Origin of the sequence: Novipirellula sp., from assembly GCF_041583735.1 — a bacterium.
Lineage (GTDB): Bacteria > Planctomycetota > Planctomycetia > Pirellulales > Pirellulaceae > Novipirellula.
This window is the reverse complement of the sequence record NZ_JBFHFD010000416.1, coordinates 1-7659: the sequence shown is the minus strand read 5'-3', so window position 1 is coordinate 7659 and position 7659 is coordinate 1. Positions and strand designations below refer to the sequence as shown.

Below are 7659 nucleotides of genomic sequence, written 5' to 3'. Positions count from 1 at the left end.
GACTACGCTCCGCGAACCGAAGTAGCGAGTCCAATTCAAGGTCCAATCCAAATCAAGACCACCGACGAAAATGCCAAGACTGCTGGATTGTCCGTCGACGGAACGCTTTCGCATTTCGCTGTCGGGAGTTTTGGTGTCGACCAGACCGACAAGACCGTTGAATCGCTTCAATACGATCGCGTCTCGGCGGTGCAAACGGTGACCGCATCAGGCACGATCAATCGAGGACGCGGCGTCTATTTCAAATTGAGATGGACCGAACAGCAAGTGCTTGAGGGCGAAAAAACATTTCGTTTGACCATCAGTGTCCCCGACGAATGGCGTGGCGGCTTGATCGACGTTTCCGTAATCGCACAAAGCGAAAAGAAATCGTTTGGGGGTTGGGACAAAGAAGTGGTCACGCTCGGTAACGCCCATTTCGTCGTCGCTGCCTACCACGATGGCGATCAAACCGCTTTCCAAGCCGCCAAGAGTCTCTCGAGCGCCGAGGACGCGCTGCGGCGCGCTGCAATTTTGCATTTGCAAAAGCGAAACACTTCGTTGCCATCGCTGGTGCGAAGCGTCACTCAAATTTTCGATGCCAATAATCGCGACCGATCCACTCGCTGGGTCGAGCGTTTGCTACTCGATGCAACCAATCCTTATTCAGACAAAGAGATTCTAGAACTGCCGGTGCAAACACGGGTTGTTGCCATCGATTACTGCGAAGCCCGCGAGAAGTTTACTCGCTTGAGCCAACCTTCGCCCATCGAAACGAGGATGTCCGATGTAGCCGATGCGGGCGAGCCCGCAGGGCGGTATTCCGCCGCCAAGCCAGCGGTAAAGTAGGTTTGCGTTGTCGTCCACGCCGCTAGCGAGGGCGAAGTCCAAAGGAGACCGGGCGGCTTGCTTAGTTATTACTAAAGCCGATCGCGTGGAACGCATCACGCCCAAGCGGATTCTTTAAGAATTGACGATGGCATTCGGGACACAAATCGTAGCGTCCCTGCAGACTCGTTTCCGCATTGGACAGATCCATCTCGTCCTCTTCTGCGATGCCTTCAAGGATCTGATGCAACTCAGTCAAGTGATCAATGTCCTCATCAAAATCACCGAGTTGCGGATCGGGTGCGGCTTGAACCTCAAGCTGCACCGTGTATCGAATTTCGCAAGCGGTATCGATTTCCCGTTTACAACGATCACAGGTGTAATGAATCATCAATCAGTCATCCAACCGTGGGTTAATCTCGCCAACGCGCCGGGTACACAAACCCGATGCTGAAATTCAAACGAAAAGAAACGTGACGAGCTATCTTAATATTAGTGACGTGGGCGATGCGATCGCAAGGCAAATTGCCCTTACTTTTTTTAACAATCAAACCCGAGTCGGACAGATGCTTGACAAACGCCACCGCATCGAGTTAATGGCGTTACGATCACCATCGAAATGTGTCCGATCCCTTACCACCCGTTTCACGCTGCTGATTTTACTGCGCCTTGGGGGCGGAGTTGAACTCTCCTTCGGAAACAATTTCCGCATTGGCGGCAACCCGAATCTCCACGATCAAACTAGGTCGGATTTCACTCTCTAACGTTTCCCAATCGCGAGAATCGAGCACCTTCGTTTGATAGTGCTTGCTTTGAGCTGCGTCGATAAGTCGTGTGACTGCTTGTTTGTTGTGAACGATAAACAAGCATCGCCCGCCTCCGTTCAGATGCCGCTTGAAGTGATCCAGCAACGCATCCCGCCACGCATCATGATCTTCGATCCTGGAATTAGCCACCGCATCAGTTGAGACAACGGGGGGGACCGCAACCGAAAAATTGACAAGGATCAAATCAAATTTTTCTTTTTCTTGGACGCCTGATAGCACCTCTTCCCTGTGCCCCGTCGCTCGCACTTCCAAATTCGTCTCGCTATCCAAGGCGGCGGCGTTGTAGCGTGCATTGGCAACCGCAGCTGGATTCCAGTCGATCGCGACCACTCGGCTCGCTTCATTTTGAAGACACAAAATGGCGATCAATCCCGTGCCGGTCCCTACCTCTAACACGTTTCGATTTGCTGCGATGCTGTCGTCGATAATCAGCTTGCGAAGCGATTCCGTCTCATCCAGATCCAGCGGAACGGATTCAAATTGGACCAAGTCGCCATACAACAACGATTCCATCGGCCATGTTTGGACCACCCCATACGAATAATCCAAGTCGTCGCGGTAACCTCGCGAGCACCCACAAAACGAAACTGCGAGCCACGCGAAAAACACTGTTTTTAAGATCCGCATCGTCTCACCTCGCAAAGCCCCTCAAAAAGATCCGATTCGTGCACTATGGTATCACAGGGCGGCGAGGGTATCACGAGTATCCGGTTTTGACGACAAGTTCCGGCAAAGGACGCTATCGAGGACAATACGCATGGCGACCATCCTTTCGGACGCATCACAAGCGACGACGCGCTCGCTACGGGGTTTGATCTCGATCCCGAACATCCTATCGCTGGACGCCCCGTTGGTTGCAATCGGTTGGCAGTGGATGATGCTTTTCGCCTTTGCCAATCCCACCTTGGGAAATGAGCCAACGCAAGCGGCGCCGATGTTCACCGCGTCGACCGGCGTATTGTTCATGACCGTGTGGTTGATTTACACGGCCGATCGATTGTTGGATTGTCGGCGGATGGACTTCGACCGCAAAGCGTCACGGCGACATCAGTTTGCGAAACGTTGGTCCCCCATTATGTGGCCGCTGTGGGGCGTCGTGTTGATGCTTGGTGGCCTGCTTGCATTGACTCAATTGCATCGCGAACTCTTGTTCGCGGGCAGCATCTTGTTGATCTTGGTCACCCTCTACGTCGCAGCGGTCCATTATTTCCAGCACGGGCTTCCAAAAGAGTTCATTGTCGGATCACTGTTTGCCATCGGTGTCAGCCTGCCACTGATGACATCGCGTTTGACGTTATCACTCGTCATCGCGATCGGATTACTAGCAGCCTTGTTCGTGCTGAATTGTTTGTGTGTCGCCAAAGCCCAGCGCGCAAGCGATCGTCAACAAGGAATCGGTTCGGCGATCTTGATGTTCCCTCATTTATCCGCGCGCCTCCCTTGGCTTGCCGGCATGTTGGCCGCTGCATCCGTGGTGCTGGGCGCTAGCGGGTGGACCCCGATGTCGATTGCGGCCACCACCTCGCTGAGCAGCATCTTGCTGATTCCGATTGCAACGTCGATCGATGATCAAACCGGCGGACTGACGGCATCGCAATGGGGCGAACTTGCCGACTATGCACTGTTGTCGCCATTTTTGGTGATGGCGATCGTGACATGAGCGACCGCTGTTCCGCAGGCTACGACCGCATCGCCCGTCACTACGAGCGGATCGAGAAACTACGATTCGGCAACACTCTCCAGCGGGCTCGCCTCTCGAGCATCCCCTCGCTTGCCAATGCCAATTCGTCTCCCCACGTGCTCGTGCTCGGCGATGGCGATGGCCGATTGCTCGAAGCATTTTTGAAGTATTGCCCCACTGCACACGTCACAAGCGTGGACGCCAGCCCCAAGATGATCGAGCAGCAGCGCAACCGCATCCCCGCTTTGCCCCAGCATGACGTAACGTGGATCCGCTCGCCGATCGAGTCGTTTGTGTTTCCGACGTCGACGTTTGACATCGTGATCACCGCATTTTTCCTCGACTGCTTTGATGCATCTCAACTCAGCAAGTTGCTGCCACGCATCGCCGATGCACTCAAGCCGCAATCGATTTGGTACGTCGTCGATTTTTGCGAGCCCGAGCAAGGACCGCGGCGCATGTGGGCAAAGTTTTGGCTTGCCATCATGCACACGTTTTTCCGCTGGCAAACCGGACTTCGATCTCGACGCATTGTCGATCCTCGTCCGCAGCTTCGCGATCTAGGGTTTGAACCTCAGTCAGAACAGACCTTTCACTTTGACATGATTTATGCAGCAGTGTATCAGCGTCAAAGTGAACGCCAACGTCCGTAACGCTGTCCAAGTGACACGCAAGCCGACTTCCGGCGAGGTTACTTCAGCAGCGCTGCGGTGGTGGTTTCGTCGGCCATGCCGTCGGGCAATTCCATGATCCGGATTTTGCGAAAGTGGATCTCACGGCCTTCGGATTCTAAACAGAGGTATCCCTTTTTCAACGATGCATTTCGGATTCCGTTGACGAACTTGCCATTGACCGAAAGCTTGACCGTCCCATCGACCGCCACGACGACGTAGTGATTCCACTGCCCAACGCCTTTGCAGCGATTCTCCAGCGACTTGCTGCGATTGCCACGCGGATTGTCGGGGATCGCAGTCATCCCGCCTGCACCAAACAGTTCCCCATGAACGTAGGCGATTGGCGGCAGCGTCCCATCCGCGTGTTTGTTTTGGTTCACCCAATCGAGTTCCAGCATTTGCACTTCCATCCCCAACGGCAACCGATTATTGGGATCGGGTGTCGCATCGGACCAAAGAAACACACCTGAGTTACCGCCCGGTTCCATGTGCCGCCACTCGATATCGAGAATGAAATTCTCGTATTGACGATCCGAACGCATTACCCCGATCGGCTGACCGGTGCAAACCAGCAACCCATCTTTGACGCTCCAAGTTTCGGGCGATGTGTTGACGTCGACCCAGCCCGATAAATCTTTGCCGTTAAAGAGATCTCGAAACTGCAGATCCTGAGACATGGCCGGGGTTGCCACCGACATCCATCCGAAAAGCAGTACCGAGAACAGCGAGGGCATGTACCACGAAAAAGTCGTTTTCATCAAATTTCCGTCGAATTGACTGGGGGTGGGAAAGGAACAGGCAGGGGAGGCCGCGTGATTATAGACCAAGCCACAGATAGCCTGATCTCTTAACTATGACATTTTTTACGCCGTTTGCCTCGCTTCCCCCAAGCGAAACGGCGGGCGACAAATTACAATTGAGCGAAACAATTCAACGATCCCTCCCTCCTTCATTTCCCCCCAATCCAGCACACAGGATTTCATTCACGATGCGTACATTCCCCACCGCCCCGAGTCGTCGTCAGTTTCTTCAAGCCTCGATGGCCGCCGCGGCGGCCACCACCTTGACGGGCAGTCGAGTATTTGCCGCCGAAGGCAGTGATGCTCCCTACAAAATCTCACTCGCCGAGTGGTCGCTACACCGTACGCTACGAGACAAATCCAAAGGAATCACCAACCTCGATTTCCCTCGCATCACCAAAGAAGAATTCGGGATTGACGCAGTCGAGTACGTCAATCAATTTTTCAAGGACAAAGCGCGCGACACCAACTATTTGACCGAACTGAAAACACGCTGCTCGGACGTCGGCGTGAAAAGTCTATTGATCATGGTCGATGGCGAAGGCAACCTGGGTGACCCCAACGAAGAAAAACGCAAGAAGGCAGTAGAGAACCATCACCAATGGGTCGAAGCAGCGAAATTCTTAGGATGTCACTCCATCCGCGTCAATGCAGCAAGCGGTGGCAGTTACACCGAACAACTTGATCGCGCCGCCGATGGACTGCGTCGACTGAGCGAGTTCGCCGCGCCGCATGGCATCAACGTGATCGTCGAAAACCACGGTGGGCTCAGCAGCAACGCCGCTTGGTTGGCCGTGGTGATCGAACGTGTTGGCATGGATAACTGTGGAACGCTTCCCGACTTTGGCAACTTCTATATCACCCGTGGCGAAAATCCAGACCTGTTCAATCGCTACCACGGCGTCCAAGCACTGATGCCGTACGCGAAAGCGGTCAGTGCAAAAACTCACGAGTTTGATGCCGACGGCAACGAAACCTCCACCGACTACGAACGCATGATGAAAATCGTCGTCGATCATGGCTACCACGGCTACGTGGGCATCGAGTTCGAAGGGGGCGGCGACGAATACGAAGGCATCCGCAAGAGCAAAGCGTTGCTAGAAAAGGTCGCCAAGAAAATCGGCTAGTTGCGAACCAGGAAACGAGGTGGTGCCGTCGTCCGCAGCAACTTATTTCACCCTCCCCGCTCGCGTCGGGAGGGTCGAAAAACGAGCCTTTAGCGAGTTTTTCGGGGAGGGCTGGCGAACTCTTGCGGGCACGATCCACTTCTAACACTCCGGGCTCCACCGGTGAGCCGGCTGCCGCCGACTCTGATCTTCCCAAAAGGGGAGGTGAATCGCGCTGCCGCCCCCTATCCGTTTTGGTATTCCGCGAGCGCCGACATTGAACCTTTTAGCTGTTCGTACAGATCGCGGTAGATCGGGAACAACTTGTTGTAACTAGCAACCGCCTTGCGATCCGGCTTGGTTTCTTCGGCGATCTTGATCGTGGCACTACAAGCCGACTCAATCGACTTGTAGGCTCCGTCGCCAACGGCTGCCAACAATGCAACGCCGAACGCGGGTCCTTGCTCGACTTCCAAACGCGTGATCTTTTTGCCGAACACATCCGCTTGCATCTGTCGCCAAAACGGATTCTTGCTGCCGCCGCCCGAAGCACGGATTTGACGCACCGGGACGTCGAGTGATTGGATGATATCGAGGCTGTCGCGAAGTGCGAACGTGATCCCTTCCATCACGCTGCGAGTCATGTGCCCGCGAGTGTGAGTCAGATTCATGCCCACAAAGCTGCCGCGTGCATTGGGATCAGCATGCGGTGTTCGTTCGCCGTTTAGATACGGCAAGAACAGCATCCCATCGCTGCCAGCGCTGACCGCTTCGGCTTCGGCCGTCGCCGCTTCGTAGCGTTTATCTGGGTCGATGCCCGCCAAGCCTTTGACGATCGAATCGACCCACCACTGCAGCGCCCCGCCGCTGGTCAGATTCACTCCCATCATGTGCCATTTTCCGTTGACCGCATGACAGAACGTGTGCAGTCGTCCGGCGGCATCGTATTGCGGTTGGTCGCTGTGAACAAACATCACTCCGCTGGTGCCAATCGATGTGCTGAGCACTCCTTGTTTGACGACGCCGTTACCGACCGCACCCGCCGCACAATCCCCCGCACCGCCGACAACTTTACAATCGGTGGTCAATCCGAGCTGCTTGGCCGCTTCGCTGGTTAGTGTCCCGGTGACTTCGTCACTCTCGACGACACGAGGCAACAAGTTGCTATCGAGATCGAGTTTCGTTAACAGTTTTTTCGACCAACCTCGTTTGACCACGTCTAGCAGCAGCGTGCCGCTGGCATCACTGACCTCGGTGACAAAATCTCCGGTCAAACGGCGGCGAATCTCGTCTTTAGGCAGCAGAACTTTGGCCAGTTTGTCAAAGTTTTTCTTCTCGTTGTTACGAAGCCAGAGGATTTTGGGGGCCTGGAAACCGGTCAACGCTGGATTGGCGACCATTTTGATCAACGCCTTGCGTCCGCCGGCCGCCGACGTGATTTCATCGCACTCGGCCGCCGTTCGTTGGTCGTTCCACAACAATGCGGGACGGATCACGTTGCCTTGCTTGTCGAGGAAAACCGAGCCGTGCATTTGGCCACTCAGCCCAATTGCCTTGACGTCGGCTGGCTTGACGTTGCTCGCGGCCATCACCTCACTGACGGTTTTGACGGTCGCGTTCCACCACAGCTCAGGATCTTGTTCGGTCCAACCGGGGCGAGGCTGCGCGAGTGGATATTCCGCGGTAGCTTCGGCAACAATTTTCCCATCGGCTTGAATTAGCAGCGTTTTGGTGCCGCTGGTTCCAATGTCGATTCCAAGATAG

General features: G+C 54.8%; 7 protein-coding genes and 1 pseudogene. 4 read left to right on the top strand and 4 right to left on the bottom strand.

The window, feature by feature from the left end:
- A pseudogene (locus ABX962_RS24420) lies at window positions 1-828 on the top strand (hypothetical protein); the annotation flags it as partial.
- Between the two features lie 61 nt (window positions 829-889).
- Here ABX962_RS24420 and ABX962_RS24415 read toward each other — a convergent pair.
- Both ABX962_RS24415 and ABX962_RS24410 read right to left on the bottom strand, forming a co-directional pair.
- Window positions 890-1198 carry a hypothetical protein gene (locus ABX962_RS24415; RefSeq protein ID WP_339937616.1) on the bottom strand — a complete coding sequence of 103 codons (309 nt, stop codon included), beginning with the start codon at window positions 1196-1198 and terminating at the stop codon, window positions 890-892.
- Window positions 1199-1466: 268 nt separating this feature from the next.
- Window positions 1467-2261: a methyltransferase gene (locus tag ABX962_RS24410; RefSeq protein ID WP_372723160.1), complete on the bottom strand. Its 795-nt coding sequence runs from the start codon at window positions 2259-2261 to the stop codon at window positions 1467-1469.
- 130 nt (window positions 2262-2391) lie between these two features.
- On the opposite strand from ABX962_RS24410, the gene ABX962_RS24405 reads away from it, so the two are divergent.
- On the top strand, window positions 2392-3294 hold the full coding sequence (locus ABX962_RS24405; protein WP_372723158.1) for a hypothetical protein: 903 nt from the start codon (window positions 2392-2394) through the stop codon (window positions 3292-3294).
- Window positions 3291-3968 (top strand): class I SAM-dependent methyltransferase, encoded by a 678-nt coding sequence (locus ABX962_RS24400; RefSeq protein ID WP_372723156.1) that lies wholly within the window; start codon window positions 3291-3293, stop codon window positions 3966-3968. The genes ABX962_RS24405 and ABX962_RS24400 overlap by 4 nt, the downstream gene beginning before the upstream one ends.
- A gap of 38 nt (window positions 3969-4006) precedes the next feature.
- On the opposite strand, the gene ABX962_RS24395 is transcribed toward ABX962_RS24400, so the two are convergent.
- Window positions 4007-4747, bottom strand: a complete 741-nt coding sequence (locus ABX962_RS24395; protein WP_372723154.1) for a DUF1080 domain-containing protein — start codon at window positions 4745-4747, stop codon at window positions 4007-4009.
- A gap of 230 nt (window positions 4748-4977) precedes the next feature.
- Here ABX962_RS24395 and ABX962_RS24390 point away from each other — a divergent pair, with 230 nt between their 5' ends.
- On the top strand, window positions 4978-5916 hold the full coding sequence (locus ABX962_RS24390; RefSeq protein ID WP_372723152.1) for a sugar phosphate isomerase/epimerase family protein: 939 nt from the start codon (window positions 4978-4980) through the stop codon (window positions 5914-5916).
- Between the two features lie 224 nt (window positions 5917-6140).
- On the opposite strand, the gene xylB is transcribed toward ABX962_RS24390, so the two are convergent.
- Window positions 6141-7659 (bottom strand): xylulokinase (gene xylB, locus ABX962_RS24385; protein ID WP_372723150.1); only part of this gene is annotated, 1519 nt, incomplete at its 5' end.